Consider the following 19278-nt stretch of genomic DNA (forward strand, 5'->3'; position numbering starts at 1 on the left):
TTTCTCATAACAAGAAAGGACTGCATATAATATAAACAACATAAGGAGGTTACTCCATTATTTCTTTATTTTTCTTTTTAAAGATCAATGAGCTATTCATTAGCACGATAGCACTTAGAATAAGTAAGATACCCATCCATTGGATAAAGATTACTTTCTCATTTAATACGAAGAATGCTACTGTCACAGAAGCAGGTAGTTCTAATGAAGAGATGATACTTCCTAATCCTACTCCTGTCAATGGGAATCCCATATTAAGGAAGATAGGAGGTAATACTGTACCAAATAATGCTAATACAATCCCCCAACCGTAGAATATACTCCAGTCAAAGTTTCTTATCCCTGTTGTATTATCAGAGAATTGTTGGTAGAAACTCATCATTACTTCTGAGTTATTAGGTCCTATTTGAGTAACAAACACAAATATAGATACAATAGTCGCTGCTCCACATAACATGAACATACTTCGCTTTGGTGCTGCCAAATGATTGGCAATACGCCCTGAAGAGAATAGTGTAGTAGCAAAAGAACAGGCTGCTAAGAATCCAAATATAATTCCTCTAATATCTAGTTCTATTTCGCTGGCTAATATATTAGTAGCTAATACTGTTCCAGTCAAAATCAATACAACAGATACTATTTTTAAAAGATTAGGGAAGGTCTTCGTAGCAATACTATCTAGTACAATACCGATCCAAACAGATTGCATTAACAAGACTACTGCGATAGAGGCATTGATATAGCTTACTGCCATATAGTATAGCACAGAAGTGAATCCCATAGAAGTACCTGCTATGATTAACTGTCTGATGTCTTTAGATGATGCCTTAGCTTCATCTATTGATTTTTTGCGTAGCATATTGATTAATGTCACACAGAATAGACCGATTAATACCTGAGATAAAGTTACTTCTGCTGTAGTGTATCCCTGTGCGTACGCCAGTTTTACGAACGACGCCAACATCCCGAAGCTTGAAGCCCCAATAGCAACTAGGAAGACACCCTTTGCTGTATTTTGTTCTTTCATTTTTATCACTTTTTACGTGGCAAAGGTAGCCATTATTTTTAACGCTGTCTAGGACAAATGTCTGTCCATTATCAGTAAACAATACTCTTAAAGAAATTGAATCCTACTCATTTACTCTCTTGCTCTAAGATATAATAAAGTTCACTTAAAATACACTATCGCTATTACGACTTTACTTACACTTGAGTCATATTGATATGTCAAATACCATCTTATCAAAAACACACACCTCTTTTTTTAATTTATAGCTTTTTGAGCTGTTTTAAAGCGTATAACGACCTTTTATTTCCTCTTTTTTTAAAAACATGATCTGTTTTGGATGTTTTTGACTAAAAAACTAAAAAATAGAAGGTTCTTTTTTTGACTTGTTAAAATATTAATATCTTCATTTTTAGATTGTTAAGTTGTTTTGTGTCTATTGTGCTTTTTTCTTGTACCCCTCTCAATCCCAGTGGGAATAAGTATCTATGCTAAGTTGCTCGACAGTTGCTCGAGTATTCGCCGTAAATAGTCGCTCTGAGAAATATTAGTCGAACAATGCTTCTCGTATTGATACGTAATCTACGACTAGCTTATAATTGAGAGTAATATATGATAGATAATTGCCTGTTAATGTATGTTGGAGTTGTGGTCTTGGTTCGTATTGTGATTTATAGAAAAAGATATACCAGTACTTTATTCTACTATTTAGAAAGAGGCATGAGCTTATAGTAGCTGTTTGTGTTGTTAATAGTAGTATTTTGCTTTAGTGAGAAATGGTATGTTGAGGTAATCTAGATGGATATTCTATTTAAGAAAAAATGACCTCAACATTTATCGTGTTGAGGTCTTTAGGCTTTAATAAAAAAAAACGCCCATAACAGTGATGTTATGGGCGTTTTAGTATTAGTATATTCTTATTTCAAGTTGTTGAAATTTCTTTTAACGAAGGCAGTAAGCTCTTCACCTTTTAATAAACCTTGAGATAATTTAGCAAGGTCCATTGCTTGTTTGATACTTTCTGATCTAGTCGCTTCATCTGTGTTACCGATAATGTTAGAGGCTAGAGGAGAGTTAGTATTCACTACTAGGTTATACATCTCAGGGAAGTTACCCATACCGAACATACCTCCACCACCTGACTGGCTCATCTCTTTCATACGACGCATAAACTCAGGTTGTGTGATGATGAATGGCTCAGATGTGCTATCTAAAGCTTCTAACTTCACAGTGTATTTATCTTTAGGTACGATGTTCTCTACGATTTCTTGAAGTGATTTTTGTTCATCTTCAGATAGTCTAGAGATTTCGCTTTCCTCTTTTTTGATCAAGTTATTGATGTGATCAGAGTCTACACGTACGAAAGTCATCTTCTCGTTATCACTTTCTAATTTTTGGATTAGATGAGATACGATAGGTGAATCTAAGATTAGTACTTTATATCCCTTCTCTTCAGCAGCAGCGATATAGCTGTGTTGAGCATCTTTATTAGAAGCATATAGAATCACTAAGTTACCATCTTTGTCAGTTTGGTTGTCTTTAGTAGCTTCTTTTAGTTCTTCAATAGTATAGAATTTGTTATCTACTGTAGGATAAAGTACAAAAGAGCTCGCTTTTTCGTAGAACTTCTCTTCTGATAGCATACCATATTCTAATACAATTTTGATATCATTCCATTTGCTCTCAAAGTCTTCTCTATTCTCATTGAATAAAGATTTTAATTTATCAGCTACTTTACGTGTGATATAGTTAGAGATCTTTTTCACATTACCGTCAGCTTGAAGGTAAGAACGAGATACGTTTAGAGGAATATCTGGAGAGTCAATAACTCCTTTTAACATTGTCAAAAAGTCAGGAACGATACCTTCTACGTTATCCGTTACGAATACTTGGTTTTGGTATAGTTGGATTTTATCCTTTTGCATTTGCATATCACCTGATAACTTAGGGAAGTATAATATACCTGTTAAGTTAAAAGGATAATCTACATTAAGGTGAATGTGGAATAACGGATCCTCAAATTGTGTAGGATATAGTTCTCTATAGAAATTCTTATAGTCCTCGTCAGATAAATCAGCAGGTTGTTTTGTCCATGCTGGATTAGGATTGTTTATGATGGTATCTACAAGTACTTTATCATCACCTTCTCCTTCTTCGTGAGTACCAAACTTAATAGCTACAGGCATAAATTTGTTGTACTTAGTCAACAGTTCACTGATTTTATAGTCTTCTAAGAAGTCTAAAGAATCTTCGGCAATGTGTAATACAATCTCTGTACCTCTAGTCGATTTGTCGCATTCTTCTAAAGTGTATTCAGGGCTACCATCACAAGTCCAATGTGCAGCAGGCTCATCTTTAAATGATTTAGTAAATATTTCTACTTTATCAGCAACCATAAATGCTGAGTAAAACCCAAGTCCAAAGTGTCCGATGATACCAGTGTCCTTAGCTGAGTCTTTATATTTATCAAGGAACTCTTCAGCTCCAGAGAAAGCCACTTGGTTAATATACTTTTCTACTTCATCTTTAGTCATTCCTAGACCTTGATCGATGATATGTAGAGTTTTGTTTTCTTTATTTATTTTAACTTCGATGATAGGATTACCATATTCAACGTTAGTCTCACCGATAGTAGTTAAATGCTTAAGCTTTAATGTCGCATCAGTCGCATTAGATATTAACTCTCTTAAAAAAATTTCGTGATCACTATAAAGAAACTTCTTAATAAGTGGAAATATATTTTCCACTGTAACGTTAATTTTTCCAGATGTCATAGTCGTATGTTTAATGTTATTTGATTTTTTAATAATTTTACAGTCAATGAAAGTCAAAAAAGATACCAAATCAGTGTAGGCTGTCATTTTGACATAATAATAACGGGTGATGAAATAATTCGTAAATTGTGAATTAAAATAAATTAAGAGATAACAATAATAAAACCTATGAAAAAAATCGTATTATTTGGTGCAATGGCATTAGCAGTAGCATCGTGTAAACCTACAATGGATACAAAGTCTCAAGTAGGAATAAAAGGAAACTGGACACTTACTGATGTAAAGCATGTTGGTGGAGAGTTTGTGAAGGTCAATTCATTTAATATTGCAGATGCTCAGTGTTTTATTGGAAGTCAATGGAAATTTGTATCGAATAATAATACTGGTATTGTAGAACTTACTAAGGGAGGCTCTTGTCCAAGTTTTGCTAGTGACTTTAAATGGACTATTACTCCGAATGGAAATTTCGAATTTAAGTTTGTAGATGAGGGAGTTAAGGCAAAAAATGTGACAACAGGATATTCTTTACGAGTAAAGAATCAAACTGCTACTACCTTTGATTTAGTAGATAAGTTTTATACTGGAGGACAATCTTATGACGTTACTTACCGCTTTACTAAGAATTAATTTACCTTTTAAAACAAAATAATTAACAACATGAAAAAAACAGCCACATTTATATTAGCAAGTACATTATTAGTTTCTTCAGTTTCACTTACAGGATGTGAAGCAGCAAAGAATACAAACAAAACTCAAAGAGGCGCAGCTATAGGAGTAGCTGGTGGAGCACTTATCGGAGGTATTTTAGGAAATAATATAGGAAAAGGAGGTAATGGAGCTTTAGGGGCTATCTTAGGAGGAGTAGTAGGAGGAGCTGCTGGAGGTGTAATCGGTAATAAAATGGACAAACAAGCTCGCCAAATACAAGAGACAATACCTGGTGCTCAAGTAGAACGTGTAGGAGAGGGAATTAAACTTGTGTTAGGTGAAAGTTCAGTAAATTTTGATTTGAATTCATCGACTTTAACTCAACGTGCAAAAGATAATTTAGATAAGTTGACTAAAGTATTTAAAGATCCAGAGAATCAAAATACAGATATAGAGATTTATGGATATACTGATAATACAGGTAAAGAAGAGTATAATCTAAGTCTATCTAAGAAACGTGCTGCTTCTGTAAGACAGTATTTAGCAAGTCAAGGTGTAGCAGCTAATCGTATGAAGACAGACGGTTTTGGTATTGCAGACCCTATAGCATCTAATGAAACTAAAGAAGGTCAAGCAAAAAATAGACGTGTAGAGTTTGCTATTAAAGCAAATGAGCAAATGGTTAAAGATGCTTATGATCAAGCAGGGACTCGTTAATTCATTTATATAGATTAAGAAAGAGGCTGTCTAAAACTAGACAGCCTCTTCTATTAATTGTAATATTGATTGAAAAATTGAATTAATTCATGGATAATAGAGATTATAGTAAGTATAGGTTAGCAATCAGTACATTTTAGCGTACTATCTTCTTGCATTTCATACCAATGGTTACCTGGAGTAAATCCTGATTGAGAAGTAATTAATGCTTTAATTGCGTCGTTTAAGTATATTTTCTTTCCTTTAGGAAGGTATATGGTATAAGTCATTTTTGCATTCTCAGTTAACTCGGTTGATATAAGTAGTTGATTATTTGTTTTTTCAAATTGATCATATTCAACGTTAATACTTTTGAATTTGTTGTTAATTGTTTTAGGTGACTTGTCATGTATGTTTGCATTCCCATATATTCCATCTTGGAAAGTTGGTAAAATCTCTATTGTTATAGGAAGTAATGAGTTAACTTCTGTTACTTCGTATCCTTCTACAGTAGATTTATCAGAAGTAAAATAGTTCGGAGTTATTAACTTTAGTGTTAAATCTGGTGTCTCAGTAGTAAATGAAAATTCTGTATCATCAGATCTTTCTGTAGAAGATGTTTCTATAGTGTAATTAAAGTCCTCATAATTCTTTGCATTTAAGAATGGTATAGTAAATAACCCTAAAGCAATAAACCAAATCACTATAAGTCCAATGATTGAAACCATTACATACTTGATGTTAGAATAGATCATGCGTAACCCTATGATTAACAGTCCTACGAATGGCAATGTAGTAAGTGTAGTCATCAGTAATATATTCATCCAATAAGGATACATTCCAGAGATAAATAGAGGAATTTCATTTTTTGTAGATTGTAGTATTAAATCTTTATTAATCCAAGCTCCACAAACACCTATTATCGCTGCAAAAATACTCATCGCACTAATGACTATAAACGCTATTCCGATTATGTTGAGAACTACTTTACCACTGCGCTCACCTGCTCTAGCTGTCTGTTGTTTGATGCTATCATAGTCTATACCGTTGATTTTATCAGTGACATAACTGACATTTTCCTTTACTTTTTTTTCTATTGTAGAGATGTTAATAGGTTCGCGTTGCATCTCTAATATCTGAGATGTAGTCTTTGCTTCAGGTACAATAATCCATAAGATTAAGTATAATAATACACCTGTACCGTAGAATAAGACAAGTACCATAAAGATAATTCTCATCCATACCGTATCTATTTTAAAGTAGTGACCTAGTCCAGCTAATACACCACCTACCATAGCGCGATCTCCATCTCTATATAGTTTTTTAGAGGTGTTATAGATATACTGCGTATGGTTAGTCGTTGTTGGTTCTTCATCTATTACATAGTCTTCTGGACTTCCCATAATAGAGATAACTCTATCTACATCAGCTATCGTGATTACTTGATTAGAGTCTGAAATGTTTTCAGAGAATAGTTCTGCTATTCTGATTTCAATATCATGAATAATTTCGTCTTGTTCTTCTTTAGGAAATGAACGTTTGATTGCTTTTAGATATTGATCTAGTTTTAGATAAGCATTTTCATCTATGTGAAAAACTGAGCCAGCTATATTGATTGTAAGTGTCTTATTCATCGTTGTTATTTTTAGTAGTTATTTCTTCAACAGCATTTGCTAATTCATACCAAGTTTTAGCTAATTCATCTAAAAATTGTTGTCCTATCTCTGTTAATTTATAATATTTTCTAGGAGGGCCCGAACTTGATTCTTCCCATCGATAAGCCAGATAGTCGTCATTTTTTAATCTCGTTAGCAGAGGGTATACTGTTCCTTCTACTACTACTAACTTTACGCTTTTTAGTTCGTCTAGTATCTCTGAGGTGTAGCAATCTCTTTCTTTTAGTATAGAAAGAATGCAAAACTCTAAGATCCCTTTGCGCATTTGAGCTTTAGTGTTTTCTATATTCATGTTAATTAGGTTTCTTATTATCTATAGCAAAGATATATCTAAAGGAAGGTACTTTGTATTGCAAGGTACTGTTTTTTAACAAGGAATTAACTTTTTTTGAGTTTGAGTAATGAATAAACATTTTTCGTATATTTAGAAAAAATCAAAGTATATGGAGTTTAATGTATCTAATATCAATAAGTTTTTGTTCTTTAAGTTGCCATCTGCCTATTGGACAGGTGTGCGTATGAAAGAGATTAGTGATGTTAAGGCTATCACAACAGTAAAGCATGGATGGAAAAACCAGAACCCATTTAAGTCTATGTACTTCGCAGTACAAGCTATGGCAGCAGAGTTGTCTACAGGAGCATTAGTCATGCGAAAAATAGCTCAAAGTGGTGAGAAGATTTCTATGTTAGTTGCTAATAATAACAGTAGTTTTACAAAAAAAGCTACAGGACGTATTTTCTTTACCTGCGAGGACGGAGCTGTCTTAGATGACGCAATTAAGAAAGCGATTGACACAGGAGAAGGAGTTACGGTATGGATGAAAAGTATTGGTAGAAATACAGCTGGAGATCAGGTATCTGTAATGAACTTCGAATGGACTTTAAAAGTGAAGAAAAAATAGAGGTATATAGATATCATCTATTCACTAATAACTGTATGCTATAAACTAAATTATATGAAAGTACTTGTAACTGGCGCTACAGGATTTATAGGAAGTAGAGTATGTAAAGCTATATTAGAACAAGGATATCAAGTGCATTATCTCACTCGTTCGCAATCTTCGAAAGGAGTAGAGAATGCGAAAGAGTTTGTTTGGGATCCTTATAAAGAAGAGATTGATTTGGCTTGTTTAGATGGTGTAGAAGTTATAATACATCTAGCAGGATCTAGTATTGCAGATTCTTGGTCAGAAAAAGGAAAGCAATTAATCTTAGATAGTCGTGTTATACCTACTGCATTTTTACATAAAGTATTAGAAAGTAATCCACATACTGTAAAGCAGTTGATAGGAGCTTCAGCTATTGGAATTTATAGTAATATCGATGAGGTGCAGAGTGAAGACCACTTTAAACGAGCTAATAACTTTTTAGGTACTGTAGTTCAGCGTTGGGAAGAAGGAAATATTGCTTTTAAATCGCTAGGAATAAAAGTGAGCCTTATTCGCATAGGGTTGGTTCTAGATATGCATGAATGTGCATTAGCAACAATGGTAAAACCTGTTAAACTATGGTTAGGAGCTCCTTTAGGTTCAGGTAATCAATATTATTCTTGGATACATATAAATGACCTAGTAGGAATATTTGTTCATGTCTTAAAGCATCAATTAGAAGGGATTTACAATGGAGTTGCGCCTCAGCCATTAACGAATAGTGTATTCACTAAGATTTTAGGTAAAGCAATGAACAGACCAATATGGTTACCTGCTATCCCAGAAGGATTTATAAAATTAGCTTTAGGTGAAAAGGCAATGTTGGTAACGGAAGGTCAATATGTCGATAGTCATAAAATCAGAAATACAGGTTTTGAGTTTAAATTCAAAACATTAGAAGAAGCATTAGATGATTTTATTTTATGCGGTTGATAGCGAAAATAGTAATAAGAAAGAGGAAGCATTAGTGATACTGGTGCTTCCTCTTTCTTATTACAGACTTAAAAATAAATCATAGTATTGTGTCATATTGACAGAGATGTGAAGTTGGCAAAGGATTTGCTATGAAGATAGCAGATAATTACAATTATAAATACACAATCATGAATACTGAGAATCAAGATATAAATAAAGAACAAGAGGAAATTCAACAAGAAGTAGTACAAGAGACAGCAGATGCACAAGAAGGTGTTGAGAATGAAATAAAAAGTGTTGAGGAAGTACTAACTGAACAGTTGGCTAACGAAAAAGATAAAAACTTACGTTTATTCGCTGAATTCGAAAATTTCAGAAAGCGTACTGCAAAAGAGCGATTGGAGCTTTTAAGTACAGCTAGTGAGGGTGTTATGTTGTCTATGTTACCTGTACTAGATGATTTTAATCGTGCTCTTATTGAATTAGAAAAGCATGGAGAAAGCGAGCATCTTACAGGTATTAGATTAATCGCGACTAAGTTTACAGATACATTGTCAAGTAAAGGCTTAGTAGAAGTAGAAATTAAAGCAGGAGATGAGTTTAATGCCGATTTGTCAGAAGCTGTGACACAAATTCCAGCAGGAGATGATATGAAAGGAAAGGTAGTAGATGTAATCGAAAGAGGATATAAACTTGGGGATAAGGTTATTCGTTTCCCTAAAGTAGTGATAGGACAATAATATTTCTAATAAATATAAAAGACAGTAAAGATGAAAAAAGATTATTATGAAATATTAGGTATAGATAAAGGAGCTGATGCAGCAGCTATTAAGAAAGCATACCGTAAAAAAGCAATAGAGTTTCACCCTGATAAAAATCCAGGAGATAAAGAAGCGGAAGAGAAGTTTAAAGAGGCAGCAGAAGCATATGAAGTATTAAGTGATGCTGATAAAAAAGCTAGATATGATCAATATGGTCACCAAGCATTCGAAGGTGGTTTCGGAGGAGGTGGCGGTGGTCATATGAATATGGATGACATCTTTAGCCAGTTTGGAGATATCTTCGGAAGTGCATTCGGAGGCGGAGGTTTTGGAGGTTTTGGAGGCGGAGGTCAACGTCGTGTAAAAGGAACTAGTCTGCGTATTAAAGTGAAATTAACTTTAGAAGATATTGCAAATGGTGTTGAGAAGAAAATAAAAGTTAAACGCAAAGTGCAAGCTGACGGTGTTACTTATAAGACATGTCCTACATGTAATGGTACAGGACAGGTAATGCGTGTAGCAAATACTGTATTTGGACGTATGCAAACAGCTTCTCCTTGTACTAGCTGTCAAGGTAGTGGTCAAACGATGGATCACAAGCCTGCTGGTGCAGATCATGAAGGTATGGTGGTAAGTGATGAAACTGTATCAATCAAAATACCTGCAGGTGTAGCAGATGGAATGCAACTAAAAGTATCAGGAAAAGGGAACGAAGCTCCAGGTAAAAATAGTATCGCAGGAGATCTGTTAGTGGTAATAGAAGAATTAGAACATGATACATTACAACGTGAAGGAGATAATCTACACTATGATTTGTACATTAGTTTTGCTGAAGCTGCTCTTGGCGGAAATAAAGAAATAGACTCTGTAACTGGTCGTGTGCGTATCAAATTAGATGAAGGAATTCAGTCTGGTAAGATTTTACGTCTTAAAGGAAAGGGATTACCAAGCATAAATAGTTACGGAAATGGTGATTTATTAGTACATATAAATGTCTGGACACCGAAAAAACTTAACAAAGAACAAAAAGAATTCTTTGAGAATATGATTGAAGATGAGAACTTTAAGCCTACTCCGTCAAAGAATGACAAATCTTTTTTTGAAAAAGTAAGGGAAATGTTTTCTTAATTGAAAATAAGTTATACATTTGTAGGACACTTATTAAACAGTGGATTTTCTTTTTCATAGCAATTTTTCCCAACCTTATTTTTCCAAATAAGGTTGGGTTTTTTTATATAGTACCTAAAAATACTCTACCCATTCCCGGGTTCTCAAATATTTACTTATTTTTACAGAAATTAATTGACTTAGACCAATGCAACCTATATTAGAAGTTAAGGATGTGGTAAAAACATATTCTGATAAAACAGCATTAAATAAAGTATCTCTGACAGTACCTAAGGGTACAATATATGGACTTCTAGGTCCTAATGGTGCAGGAAAAACTTCTTTAATCCGTATTATAAACCAAATCACTTACCCAGACTCAGGACAGATCCTGTTAGATGGAGAGCCTCTTAATCCAAGACATATTCAAGATATCGGCTATATGCCTGAAGAACGTGGACTGTATAAGACAATGAAAGTAGGAGAGCAAGCAATGTATTTAGCTCAACTTAAAGGATTGTCTAAAGCAGAAGCAAAACGTCAGCTAGACTATTGGTTTGATAAGTTAGATATTAAAGGATGGTGGAATAAAAAGATTCAAGAACTATCAAAAGGAATGGCTCAAAAGATCCAATTTGTTGTCACTGTATTGCATGAACCTAAACTGCTAATCTTAGATGAACCTTTCTCAGGATTTGACCCTGTGAATGCAAATATTATTAAGGATGAGATTCTAGAGCTAAAAGAAAAGGGATCTACTATTATATTTTCTACCCATAGAATGGAAAGTGTAGAGGAGATGTGTGATTATATAGCCTTGATTAATAAATCAAATAAATTAATTGAAGGTAAATTAGTTGATGTGAAAAGAGAGCATAGAACGAATCTTTATCAAGTAGGAGTGCTTAGTAGTAATGTTGAGAGATTAATGTTAGAATTGAGTAGTCAGTTTAATTTTACTCCAGCTAAGTTTAAATCACTTAATAATGAAGTGCAATTAGAAGTAGATTTAGGAAGTAAAATGCCTAATGAACTTCTGAATATTCTGTCTGTGAATGGACAGGTAACTCATTTTGTAGAGAAGCTACCAACTGTAAACGATATATTTATTCAATCTGTAAGTAAGTAATATGAGTGTATTATCATTAATCATAAAAAGAGAGTTTATCGCTAAAGTGCGTAATAAGTCATTTATTGTAATGACTTTTGTGAGTCCTTTGCTCTTTGTAGTTCTTACAGGTTTTATTGCTTATTTAAGCAGTATGAAAGGAGATATAAAGAAGGTTGCTATTCACGATGAAAGCGGTTTATTTATTAATCAATTTGAGAGTAATGAAGCTTTTGAGTATCAAGATTTGTCTGCTATTGATATAGATATCTTAAAAGAAGGAGTTAAAGAAGAAAAGTATGAGGGAATCCTATTTATCCCAAAATCAGATAATGTAGATGACTATCAGAACAATGTAATTTATATTTCTAATGAGAGTCCTAGTTTAAGCTTTGTGAGTAAGGTGGAGCTATTGTTAGGTGATAAGATCACACATATAAATCTAGAACAGAGTGGAATTGATTTAGCTGTGATTGACAAAGCAAAGGCTGATGTGAATCTTAGTTTAGTGAAAGCAGATGGAGAAGCTACTGTAAAGGGGTTAAATGAGATTAAGATTATCATAGGTGGATTATTTGGTTACTTTATTATGATGTTTATTATCATCTATGGTAATATGGTTATGAGATCAGTAATCGAGGAAAAGACTAACCGTATTATTGAAATTATTATTTCGTCTGTAAAACCATTTCAATTGATGATGGGTAAGATAATCGGTACTTCTATGGCAGGGTTACTACAATTCATTATTTGGGGAGTAGTAGGAGGGATTCTTTTAACCATTGCGAGCAGTGTATTGGGAATTAATGCAATGCCTGGAGCTGGAGCAGCTGAAGCTATAGAGGCAACAGGAGGAATGATATCACCTGAAGTGATGATAGATGTGCAGAATTATGTAAGCGAAATCTTAAGCTTGCCTTTAGTGTCGTTATTTATATATTTTATCATCTTTTTTATAGGAGGATATTTTCTTTATAGTTCATTATATGCTGCTATTGGTGCAGCAGTGGATAATGAAACAGATACACAGCAATTTTTGTTACCTATATTGTTACCTTTAATGTTAGGAGTTTATATCGGATTCTTTACAGTGATGAAAGATCCTCATGGAACTGTAGCAACAGTTTTTTCGATGATTCCATTTACTTCTCCTATCGTAATGTTGATGAGAATACCTTTTGGTGTACCTTTGTGGGAAGTTATAGTGTCTATTTTAATACTATTTAGTACATTTATATTAGTAGTGTGGGTAGCTGCTAAGATATATCGCATTGGAGTGTTGATGTATGGAAAGCGACCTTCGTGGAAAGAGCTTTACAAGTGGCTTAGATACTAGTTTGTTAACTGTTTTTGTTATAAAATATGGGTAAAACATCGAAAATATTAATAGTAGAAGATGAAGCTGCTATTCGCAGGGTATTAGTGAAAATACTAGAAGAAGAATCATCAGATTATGTAGTAGATGCCGCAGAGAATGGAGAAGAGGCTTTGCAAAAGATAACTGGAGAAGACTATGATTTAGTTATCTCAGATATCAAGATGCCTAAGATGGATGGGGAAGAACTACTAGTGGCTTCAAAAAAAATAAAGCCAGAAACAATATTTGTGATGATCTCAGGACATGGGGATTTAGAGACAGCAGTGAATACTATGCGTCTTGGGGCATTTGATTATATTTCAAAACCACCCGATTTAAATAGATTGTTAACAACAGTTAGAAATGCTTTAGATACAAGTAAACTAGTTGTAGAGAATACTATTCTTAAAAAGAAAGTGAATAAGAAATATGAGATGATAGGTAATAGTGAACCTATTAATCACATCAAAGATATTATAGAGAAAGTAGCACCTACTGAAGCAAGAGTATTAATCACAGGACCTAATGGAACGGGGAAGGAGTTAGTTGCTCATCAGATCCATTTGCAAAGTAGCAGGGCACAGAATATGCTAGTAGAGGTTAACTGTGCTGCTATTCCTTCAGAGCTAATAGAAAGTGAGTTGTTTGGGCACGTGAAAGGTGCTTTTACATCTGCTGTTAAAGATCGACCAGGAAAGTTTGAGCAAGCAAATAACGGAACTATCTTTCTAGATGAAATAGGTGATATGAGTTTATCTGCTCAAGCTAAGGTATTGCGTGCATTACAAGAGAACGTTATCACGCGTGTAGGTGCTGACAAAGATCTAAAAGTAGATGTTCGCGTATTAGCAGCAACTAATAAAGATTTAAGAAAAGAAATAGCTGAAGGGCGTTTTAGAGAGGATTTATATCATCGTCTAGCAGTTATATTGATTAAAGTTCCTGCTTTAAATGATAGAAGAGATGATATCCCTCTATTGATATCGCATTTTGTTAATCAGATAGCTAAAGAGCAAGGTACTATAGCAAAAGAGTTTAGTGATGAGGCAATGGAGCTGTTAAAACAGTATGACTGGACAGGGAATATCCGCGAACTTAGAAATGTAATAGAGAGATTAATAATATTAGGAGGTAAAGAAGTTTCGAAGCAAGACGTCGAAATGTTTGCAAATAAATAGAATATGAAATTAAAAAAGATAAATAGTACTTTACAAGAAAACTTAGGAAGAAATGGGCTTCTAGAACCGACTACACTTCAAAAGAAAACTTTTGGAACCATAAAAAGTGGTAAAGATGTCGTGATTTTTGGACCTAAAGAACAAGGGAAAACTACTGCAATGATTATCGCAGCTATACAACGCGTTGATAAATTAGTAGAGGAGGATATTGCTACTAAAGTTTTGATAGTAGTAAAAGATAAGTTTGAAGTAGAGCGTTTAGTGGAAGTTTTTGAAGCATATACTAAGTATATGGATCTAAGAGTGTATGGTGTACATGACTATACAGACTTAGATGAGGATAAAAACCAACTTTCACTAGGAAGTGATATCTTAATAGGTACTGCTACTCGATTAAACGAGATGTTTGCAAGCGCTGGGTTTGATGTGAATCAATTAAAGATGTATATTATTGATGATATCGATTTACAGCTTAGAAATCGCTTAGAACCGCGTTTACATCGTTTATCAGAAAGTATAGGAAAGACACAACGTGTTTATTTTGCTACAGAGTTTGTAGAGCAATTAGATATGTTCGCAGATAAGTCACTAACTGAAGATGCAGAATGGTTTGATTTTTACGATGACGAAGAAGAACAAGACGATAATGAATAAGAATAAAAAGGGCAATCAGTGATGATTGCCCTTTTTTTATGCTATCTATATAAAGCTCTAACTTATCTTTACTATCATTAAAATCTTTTGGATTTAAGCCAAGAGTAATAGTTGTTTAAGAATATAAAAAAAGGAGACTTTTATAAAAAGTCTCCTTGGTAGTAGCGGGAACAGGACTCGAACCTGTGACCTTTGGGTTATGAGCCCAACGAGCTGCCTACTGCTCTATCCCGCGATATTGTGGTGCAAATATAGTGCTAATTAATATCTGTGCAATAGTAATTTTGTTTTATTTATATTTTTAACATATTTCACTTTGCAAGTTATTGTGTTTTAATTATTAATATTTTATTGTTAACATATTTTTTCTAGAGTAAGCTATCTAGGTAAGCATAATTATAAACTTCCTTTAACCAAAATGCTCTATCTTTATAAGTAAGATTATTCATCGGACCTATAAACGTGGTGTCTATAGTCTCTATTCCACAATAGGCAAGTATTCCGTCTCTAAGTTGTACTAGCCCGCTTGATTTATAAATGTCAGTGTAAATGTTTATATCTAAATCACCTCCGGTGGTAATAATACGTGCTGTTCTTCCTTTAAATAAGCCAACTGTCTCACCATCTGGATTGTGTATAAATGCAATGCCAGGTAAGAAAGTTCTGTCAAAGAACCCTTTCATAATGGCGGGTAATCCTAGCCACCATAAAGGGTGTATCCACACTGTATGATCACTCCAATTAATATCTTCTAGTGCTTTCAAAAGATCAGGCTCTAGTTCTGTTCGTTTTCTATATCCATATTCAAGATTAGGATTGAAGTCTAGTGAGTGTAACGCTAAGTATTTTATTTCTACAGATTCGTTATCTTTTAATGCATCTATATATGATTGCGCAAGTGCTTCATTGTAGCTTAAAGGGTCTGGATGTCCATTGATAACTAGTATTCTTGTAGTTTGAGTTTTTGTCATCTTTATTGTTTGATTAGATGGCAAAATTAGAATTACTAGTAGGTTTATAGTGGGTAAATTTTTATTGTAATTAGGTATATTATAGCTATGTGTTTAATCATTTAGTAGTTTACTCTTTTTGAAAGGAATACCTTTTCTGATTAGATATGAATGGTAGCAACTAGGAATATCGTTTTGCCATTTAGGGAGTATTAGAATTATAAGTATAACATCAAGTTGAGATATTATACCCCAAATTAACGTAATAGAGATGATTAAGCCTCCATAATCAAATCCAATGATTGATACAAAAGAAGAGAACAATAAAAGACCCCAAATTTTTGACAAAAAAGCATGAGTACAAGTTTCTTTTCTAAACTTGATGAAACTAATCAGATAGCACATCATTTCCATTACAAGTACTAAAATAATGCCAATCTTATATGTTTTAATTATTTCAGGATTGAGTATATAGCAACTTATTCCAATTGAAAGCCAGAATATTAAATCCACTTGACTATCTAGTCTTCGTTGTTTTATTGTTGAGATATTTTGTTTTCGTGCGATTATCCCATCAAAAATATCTGATAATAATCCTAGTATCATTAGGATAACGATTATATTTCGTGATTCATTACTGGCATACATGGCTAGTAATAGTATAGTGGGAGCAAATAAAAATCGAAGTAGTATTAACAAGTGAGGTGTCTTCATAAATAAATATTTAATATTGTTTAAGTGTACTGAAAACAGAAGGGATATAATCTTAACTAACTGTAAACGTAATAATTATTGTTTTGTTATTCGCCAACTTGATAAAAATACTCATACAGAGGTAATCGTTTGTAAACGTATGTTCAATAAATAAAATGTTCAGATGAAATGAACAGTAGAAAATAGTCAACTTATTATTATGTGATTGAAGATTAGTTGTTTTGGAATATTTACTAATGGATATAGGAGGTAATATAGGAGTGTGTGGATTTATAATCCTTATTTTTGCTTTTAAATTATACAGCACTTTGAGGGATGAAGGACAACGACACAACTCGACTATCGCGACTTACCGCAATACTTACTCAGTTACAAACTAAACGACTTTTGACAGCAAGGACACTTGCAGATAAGTTTGGAGTGAGTGTTCGGACTATTTATAGAGATATAAGAACTTTAGAACAAGCAGGTGTTCCTATTATTTCAGAAGAGGGAAGAGGGTACAGTCTTATGGAAGGCTATAGAGTACCACCTCTTATGTTTACAGAGGCACAAGCAAATGCTTTAATTACAGCTGAACAATTGGTGCTCAAGAACAAAGACACTTCGTTTATTAAAGATTATTGCGAAGCTATTGAAAAAATAAAAGCTGTTTTAAAATATAATTTACAAGACAATGCTAACTTACTTTCAGAAAGAACACGCTTTGATCAAAATAACTATTTGGAAAGAAATAGCAATAGTTTGTCTGAGTTGCAATTTGCTTTAACTAACTTTCGGATTGTAAAGATTGAATACACTAATGAGCAAGATATAACCACGATAAGGAATATTGAGCCATTTGCATTACTAAGTACTGAAAACTGGTTGTTGGTTGCTTATTGTCGATTAAGAAAAGAGTTTCGTTTTTTTCGTTTAGATAGGATTAAAAAATTAGAGGTACTTATGGATGCCTTTGAGCCACATAAAATGACCTTACAGGAGTATTTCGAAAGATATCATTAATTTATTTCTAACCCTTGTCATAGGGTTGTCACTAAGTGGGTATAAGTTTGCATCATTAAGTAATCTTTAATTGAATAAAAATGATCAACGAAATTAATTCAAACAGTTTTCCTCACCCCACTCTTATCTCTGTCAACGGAGTAGAATTAGAAGTATTTGAAGCTGGAAAACAGAATGCTGGAAAACCAATAGTACTTTGTCATGGTTTTCCTGAGCATGCTTTTTCATGGCGTCATCAGATACCAGCACTTGTTTCGGCTGGTTATCATGTTATCATTCCTAATCAGAGAGGTTATGGTAACTCATCAAGTCCTACTGAAATAACTCAATATGATATTATACATTTGACTGGAGACTTGGTTGCATTACTTGATCACTTTGGGTACAAAGATGCCGTATTTGTAGGACACGATTGGGGAGCTAATGTTGTTTGGCATCTAGCGCTATTACATCCAACAAGAGTGAATAAAATAATAAACTTAGCTTTGCCTTATCAGGAGCGAGGAGATATACCATGGCTAGAGCTTATGGAGGTAGTATTTGGAGAGGATTTTTATTTTGTTCATTTTAATCGACAAGTAGGAGTAGCAGATGCTATTATGAATGAAAATGTAGCTCAATTCTGTCGTAACATATTTCGTAAAAATCTACCTCACACACCGCCACAGCCAGGAATGTATATGATTAATCTAGCACAAACGGAAAATGCAGTAGGAGAGCCACTAATGGATGATAGTGAACAGTCTGTATTTGTTTCTGCCTTTGAATTATCTGGGTTTACAGGAAGTATAAATTGGTATAGAAATATGGATAGAAATTGGCATTTAATGGCTGATATTCCCCCAATTATTAATCAGTCAACTCTTATGATATACGGGATGCAAGATACAATTCCTGAGAGTGAAAATTTAAAAAATATTGTTTCTAATTTGGATATTGTAAGATTGGATTGTGGGCATTGGATTCAACAAGAAAAACCAGAAGAAACTACTCAAGCAATTTTAAAATGGTTAGCACAACATAATGATTAAGGAAGTAGATACATATTATCCTCAGAGTAGAAAAGATTGGAGACAATGGTTAGAGAATAACCATCAATCCAAACAGTCTATTTGGCTTGTTTATTATAACAAACAGTCTATGATTCCTTCTATCAGTTGGCGTGAAGCTGTAGATGAAGCACTTTGCTTTGGTTGGATTGACAGCAAAACAAAAAAAGTTGACGATTCTTCTTTTATACAATATTTTAGTAAGCGTAAACCTAAAAGTATCTGGTCTAAAATCAATAAAGAGATAGTTCAATTGCTTATTGATAACAACAGAATGACTAAAGCAGGTTTTGAAAGTATTGAAATTGCAAAGCAAAACGGTTCATGGTCAATTTTAGATGAAGTAGAAGAACTAATAATACCAGATGATTTAGAAATAGCTTTTAATAGACATAACGGTTCAAAAGATTATTTCTTGAGTTTGAGTAAGTCTACAAAAAAAATAATATTAAGTTGGATTGTCCTCGCCAAACGACAAGAAACTAAACAAAAACGTATTGACGAAGTTGTGGAAAGTATGCAAAAGAAGCAAGTACCAAAACAATTGATATAGTCCGCTATAAATAAAAAAAGACCTAATCTCTCGATTAAGTCTTTTTTACTTGTAGCGAAGACGGGAGTTGAACCCGTGACCTCAGGGTTATGAATCCTGCGCTCTAACCGACTGAGCTACCTCGCCATTTTATTGGCTTACATTAATGTTGTAATGCGGGTGCAAATATAAAACAAAAAAATTATTATACAAATGTGA

At 33.5% G+C, this 19278-nt stretch carries 19 protein-coding genes and 2 tRNA genes; 13 read left to right on the forward strand and 8 right to left on the reverse strand.

What is annotated here, in order from left to right:
- Positions 1-49: 49 nt before the first annotated feature.
- Both LNQ81_RS09665 and htpG read right to left on the reverse strand, forming a co-directional pair.
- Positions 50-1027 (reverse strand): EamA family transporter, encoded by a 978-nt coding sequence (locus LNQ81_RS09665; protein ID WP_229946252.1) that lies wholly within the window; start codon positions 1025-1027, stop codon positions 50-52.
- An 896-nt stretch (positions 1028-1923) separates the two neighbouring features.
- On the reverse strand, positions 1924-3780 hold the full coding sequence (gene htpG / locus LNQ81_RS09670) for a molecular chaperone HtpG (protein WP_229946253.1): 1857 nt from the start codon (positions 3778-3780) through the stop codon (positions 1924-1926).
- A gap of 168 nt (positions 3781-3948) precedes the next feature.
- Between htpG and LNQ81_RS09675 the strand changes: the two genes are divergently transcribed.
- Entirely contained in the window at positions 3949-4407 is a 459-nt protein-coding gene (locus tag LNQ81_RS09675) for a lipocalin family protein (protein ID WP_229946255.1), read from the forward strand.
- 30 nt (positions 4408-4437) lie between these two features.
- Positions 4438-5145, forward strand: a complete 708-nt coding sequence (locus LNQ81_RS09680; protein WP_229946256.1) for a YiaD family glycine zipper/OmpA-like lipoprotein — start codon at positions 4438-4440, stop codon at positions 5143-5145.
- A 119-nt stretch (positions 5146-5264) separates the two neighbouring features.
- Here the strand turns inward: LNQ81_RS09680 and LNQ81_RS09685 are convergent, their stop codons facing one another.
- A complete protein-coding gene (locus LNQ81_RS09685) occupies positions 5265-6758 on the reverse strand; it encodes a PspC domain-containing protein (RefSeq protein ID WP_229946258.1) in 1494 nt (497 codons plus the stop codon).
- On the reverse strand, positions 6751-7092 hold the full coding sequence (locus tag LNQ81_RS09690) for a PadR family transcriptional regulator (protein ID WP_229946259.1): 342 nt from the start codon (positions 7090-7092) through the stop codon (positions 6751-6753). Before LNQ81_RS09690 ends, LNQ81_RS09685 begins: the two co-directional genes overlap by 8 nt.
- A 151-nt stretch (positions 7093-7243) precedes the next feature.
- On the opposite strand from LNQ81_RS09690, the gene LNQ81_RS09695 reads away from it, so the two are divergent.
- From LNQ81_RS09695 to LNQ81_RS09730, 8 genes are all read left to right on the forward strand, one after another.
- Positions 7244-7702, forward strand: a complete 459-nt coding sequence (locus tag LNQ81_RS09695) for a DUF4442 domain-containing protein (RefSeq protein WP_229946261.1) — start codon at positions 7244-7246, stop codon at positions 7700-7702.
- 54 nt (positions 7703-7756) lie between these two features.
- Positions 7757-8662 carry a TIGR01777 family oxidoreductase gene (locus LNQ81_RS09700; RefSeq protein ID WP_229946262.1) on the forward strand — a complete coding sequence of 302 codons (906 nt, stop codon included), beginning with the start codon at positions 7757-7759 and terminating at the stop codon, positions 8660-8662.
- A 131-nt stretch (positions 8663-8793) separates the two neighbouring features.
- Positions 8794-9384, forward strand: coding sequence for a nucleotide exchange factor GrpE (locus LNQ81_RS09705; protein ID WP_229946264.1), 591 nt, complete (start codon positions 8794-8796; stop codon positions 9382-9384).
- A gap of 30 nt (positions 9385-9414) precedes the next feature.
- Positions 9415-10533 (forward strand): molecular chaperone DnaJ, encoded by a 1119-nt coding sequence (gene dnaJ / locus LNQ81_RS09710; RefSeq protein WP_229946266.1) that lies wholly within the window; start codon positions 9415-9417, stop codon positions 10531-10533.
- Between the two features lie 187 nt (positions 10534-10720).
- Complete coding sequence (locus LNQ81_RS09715; RefSeq protein ID WP_229946268.1) at positions 10721-11641, forward strand: ABC transporter ATP-binding protein; 921 nt, start codon at positions 10721-10723, stop codon at positions 11639-11641.
- Between the two features lies 1 nt (position 11642).
- On the forward strand, positions 11643-12956 hold the full coding sequence (locus LNQ81_RS09720; RefSeq protein WP_229946269.1) for an ABC transporter permease: 1314 nt from the start codon (positions 11643-11645) through the stop codon (positions 12954-12956).
- A 26-nt stretch (positions 12957-12982) separates the two neighbouring features.
- The gene (locus tag LNQ81_RS09725) at positions 12983-14155 is read left to right on the forward strand and encodes a sigma-54-dependent transcriptional regulator (RefSeq protein WP_229946271.1); all 1173 of its coding nucleotides are present in this window, start codon (positions 12983-12985) and stop codon (positions 14153-14155) included.
- A 3-nt stretch (positions 14156-14158) separates the two neighbouring features.
- Positions 14159-14809, forward strand: coding sequence for a DEAD/DEAH box helicase (locus LNQ81_RS09730; RefSeq protein ID WP_229946274.1), 651 nt, complete (start codon positions 14159-14161; stop codon positions 14807-14809).
- A gap of 162 nt (positions 14810-14971) precedes the next feature.
- Here the strand turns inward: LNQ81_RS09730 and LNQ81_RS09735 are convergent.
- From LNQ81_RS09735 to LNQ81_RS09745, 3 genes are all read right to left on the reverse strand, one after another.
- Positions 14972-15044 (reverse strand) — tRNA-Met (locus tag LNQ81_RS09735).
- A gap of 133 nt (positions 15045-15177) precedes the next feature.
- Positions 15178-15780, reverse strand: a complete 603-nt coding sequence (locus tag LNQ81_RS09740) for an NAD(P)H-dependent oxidoreductase (RefSeq protein WP_229946276.1) — start codon at positions 15778-15780, stop codon at positions 15178-15180.
- Positions 15781-15873: 93 nt separating this feature from the next.
- On the reverse strand, positions 15874-16473 hold the full coding sequence (locus LNQ81_RS09745; protein ID WP_229946278.1) for a CDP-alcohol phosphatidyltransferase family protein: 600 nt from the start codon (positions 16471-16473) through the stop codon (positions 15874-15876).
- A gap of 315 nt (positions 16474-16788) precedes the next feature.
- Between LNQ81_RS09745 and LNQ81_RS09750 the strand changes: the two genes are divergently transcribed.
- From LNQ81_RS09750 to LNQ81_RS09760, 3 genes are all read left to right on the forward strand, one after another.
- The gene (locus LNQ81_RS09750; protein WP_229946281.1) at positions 16789-17478 is read left to right on the forward strand and encodes a helix-turn-helix transcriptional regulator; all 690 of its coding nucleotides are present in this window, start codon (positions 16789-16791) and stop codon (positions 17476-17478) included.
- Between the two features lie 80 nt (positions 17479-17558).
- Positions 17559-18509 (forward strand): alpha/beta fold hydrolase, encoded by a 951-nt coding sequence (locus LNQ81_RS09755; RefSeq protein ID WP_229946283.1) that lies wholly within the window; start codon positions 17559-17561, stop codon positions 18507-18509.
- Complete coding sequence (locus LNQ81_RS09760) at positions 18502-19080, forward strand: YdeI/OmpD-associated family protein (protein ID WP_229946285.1); 579 nt, start codon at positions 18502-18504, stop codon at positions 19078-19080. The genes LNQ81_RS09755 and LNQ81_RS09760 overlap by 8 nt, the downstream gene beginning before the upstream one ends.
- A gap of 52 nt (positions 19081-19132) precedes the next feature.
- On the opposite strand, the gene LNQ81_RS09765 is transcribed toward LNQ81_RS09760, so the two are convergent.
- Positions 19133-19206: transfer RNA gene (locus tag LNQ81_RS09765), tRNA-Met, on the reverse strand.
- Positions 19207-19278 lie beyond the last annotated feature (72 nt).

Origin of the sequence: Myroides oncorhynchi (genome assembly GCF_020905415.1) — a bacterium.
In the GTDB taxonomy this organism is placed as follows: domain Bacteria; phylum Bacteroidota; class Bacteroidia; order Flavobacteriales; family Flavobacteriaceae; genus Flavobacterium; species Flavobacterium oncorhynchi_A.

What these genes read in the sequence shown, in the direction of transcription:
- LNQ81_RS09665 (WP_229946252.1), bottom strand. Translation starts at nt 1,027, where the DNA reads ATGAAAGAACAAAATACAGCAAAGGGTGTCTTCCTAGTTGCTATTGGG.
- htpG (WP_229946253.1), bottom strand. Translation starts at nt 3,780, where the DNA reads ATGACATCTGGAAAAATTAACGTTACAGTGGAAAATATATTTCCACTT.
- LNQ81_RS09675 (WP_229946255.1), top strand. Translation starts at nt 3,949, where the DNA reads ATGAAAAAAATCGTATTATTTGGTGCAATGGCATTAGCAGTAGCATCG.
- LNQ81_RS09680 (WP_229946256.1), top strand. Translation starts at nt 4,438, where the DNA reads ATGAAAAAAACAGCCACATTTATATTAGCAAGTACATTATTAGTTTCT.
- LNQ81_RS09685 (WP_229946258.1), bottom strand. Translation starts at nt 6,758, where the DNA reads ATGAATAAGACACTTACAATCAATATAGCTGGCTCAGTTTTTCACATA.
- LNQ81_RS09690 (WP_229946259.1), bottom strand. Translation starts at nt 7,092, where the DNA reads ATGAATATAGAAAACACTAAAGCTCAAATGCGCAAAGGGATCTTAGAG.
- LNQ81_RS09695 (WP_229946261.1), top strand. Translation starts at nt 7,244, where the DNA reads ATGGAGTTTAATGTATCTAATATCAATAAGTTTTTGTTCTTTAAGTTG.
- LNQ81_RS09700 (WP_229946262.1), top strand. Translation starts at nt 7,757, where the DNA reads ATGAAAGTACTTGTAACTGGCGCTACAGGATTTATAGGAAGTAGAGTA.
- LNQ81_RS09705 (WP_229946264.1), top strand. Translation starts at nt 8,794, where the DNA reads ATGAAGATAGCAGATAATTACAATTATAAATACACAATCATGAATACT.
- dnaJ (WP_229946266.1), top strand. Translation starts at nt 9,415, where the DNA reads ATGAAAAAAGATTATTATGAAATATTAGGTATAGATAAAGGAGCTGAT.
- LNQ81_RS09715 (WP_229946268.1), top strand. Translation starts at nt 10,721, where the DNA reads ATGCAACCTATATTAGAAGTTAAGGATGTGGTAAAAACATATTCTGAT.
- LNQ81_RS09720 (WP_229946269.1), top strand. Translation starts at nt 11,643, where the DNA reads ATGAGTGTATTATCATTAATCATAAAAAGAGAGTTTATCGCTAAAGTG.
- LNQ81_RS09725 (WP_229946271.1), top strand. Translation starts at nt 12,983, where the DNA reads ATGGGTAAAACATCGAAAATATTAATAGTAGAAGATGAAGCTGCTATT.
- LNQ81_RS09730 (WP_229946274.1), top strand. Translation starts at nt 14,159, where the DNA reads ATGAAATTAAAAAAGATAAATAGTACTTTACAAGAAAACTTAGGAAGA.
- LNQ81_RS09740 (WP_229946276.1), bottom strand. Translation starts at nt 15,780, where the DNA reads ATGACAAAAACTCAAACTACAAGAATACTAGTTATCAATGGACATCCA.
- LNQ81_RS09745 (WP_229946278.1), bottom strand. Translation starts at nt 16,473, where the DNA reads ATGAAGACACCTCACTTGTTAATACTACTTCGATTTTTATTTGCTCCC.
- LNQ81_RS09750 (WP_229946281.1), top strand. Translation starts at nt 16,789, where the DNA reads ATGAAGGACAACGACACAACTCGACTATCGCGACTTACCGCAATACTT.
- LNQ81_RS09755 (WP_229946283.1), top strand. Translation starts at nt 17,559, where the DNA reads ATGATCAACGAAATTAATTCAAACAGTTTTCCTCACCCCACTCTTATC.
- LNQ81_RS09760 (WP_229946285.1), top strand. Translation starts at nt 18,502, where the DNA reads ATGATTAAGGAAGTAGATACATATTATCCTCAGAGTAGAAAAGATTGG.